At 39.5% G+C, this 1,187-nt stretch carries 1 protein-coding gene; it reads left to right on the plus strand.

All coding sequences use genetic code 11. The annotated features are described in order from the left end of the window. Nucleotides 1-7: 7 nt before the first annotated feature. A complete protein-coding gene (locus F9K23_18800) occupies nt 8-1,063 on the plus strand; it encodes a hypothetical protein (protein ID KAB2912526.1) in 1,056 nt (351 codons plus the stop codon). Nucleotides 1,064-1,187: the final 124 nt, after the last annotated feature.

Genomic DNA, 1,187 nt, shown 5'->3' on the forward strand with positions numbered 1-1,187 from the left:
GAAAACAATGAAAGCATTAAGTCGCAGTCTTTATTTTCTGTTGTTTACGATAATGTTTGCATCGTTAACACAGGGTATCGCTCAGACTACAAAGAACGATAGTCTATTCCAAAAAGCAAAAAATTTATACCAGAAAATTGAAAATTTGGACATTGATATCAACTCCGGTGTGCCTCGTTCTATCCGTGGAACATTGGCAAAAAATATCAATCTCAATGATGTTGCACAAACAAAACAATTTCTGCGCACATCCAAAGCATTGTTTCGCATGAGCGATGCAACCGATGACTTTCAAGTAAAGAAAATCTTCAAAGACAATATAAGTATGACTCATGCGAAACTTCAGCAAACGTATAAAGGCGTAAATGTTTGGGGTGCTGAACTGATTCTTCATAGTGACGCCGCCAATACGGTTCTTGAGGTGAACGGGAGATTTACGCCTGATTTGAATATTGATGTAATACCGAGCATTACGTCAGAAGGTGCTTTGAGTTTGGCTCTTGCTGACCTCGGACAAGCTGATTATCGATGGGAGAACCCAGAACAGGAGAAAACTATCAAAGAAGTTTTCAAAGATAATAGTAAAACTTGGAAACCCTCACCTGAATTGGTTGTTGCTCCACGCAATGGTGATTTTGACAAAGCGGAATACCGTCTTGCATGGAAAATGAAGATTTGCGTTGACGGCGCTAAGCTGGGTAATTGGGAGTATTTCGTTGATGCAAAGACAGGCGAAATTATAAATAAATTTAACTCGATGTCTGATGCGACTGGTTCAGGTGTCAGTAATTATAATGGCACAGTATCCATTTACACAAAGTGGAATACGACGAATTATCAAATGAGTGATACATTGCGGACAATAAAAACTTACACCCTAAACCATGGCACAACCCTGCCGGGAACATTGCTTACTGATTCTGATAACTATTGGAATTCAGACAATTCCGCAGTCGATGCTCATTGGGGTGCCGAACGAGTTTATGATTTTTATAAAAATATTTTTGGGAGAAATAGTTTTGATGGTTCAGGAGCTGAAATACGTTCATCTGTTCATTACTAGAAGCTATCTCAAAAATAGTACTTGTACTTTGATATAGAGCTGTGTACGTTAGTGCATGGCAAAACGAGAAGAACTATCCGACGAGCAATGGGCCATTTTGAAGCCCTTATTCCCCGAACCCTCC

Source organism: Bacteroidota bacterium (genome assembly GCA_008933805.1).
Lineage (GTDB): Bacteria > Bacteroidota > Bacteroidia > UBA8524 > UBA8524 > SB11.

Bases quoted from the DNA above. Each gene is read 5' to 3' on its own strand.
- F9K23_18800 (KAB2912526.1), top strand. From the start codon at position 8: ATGAAAGCATTAAGTCGCAGTCTTTATTTTCTGTTGTTTACGATAATG.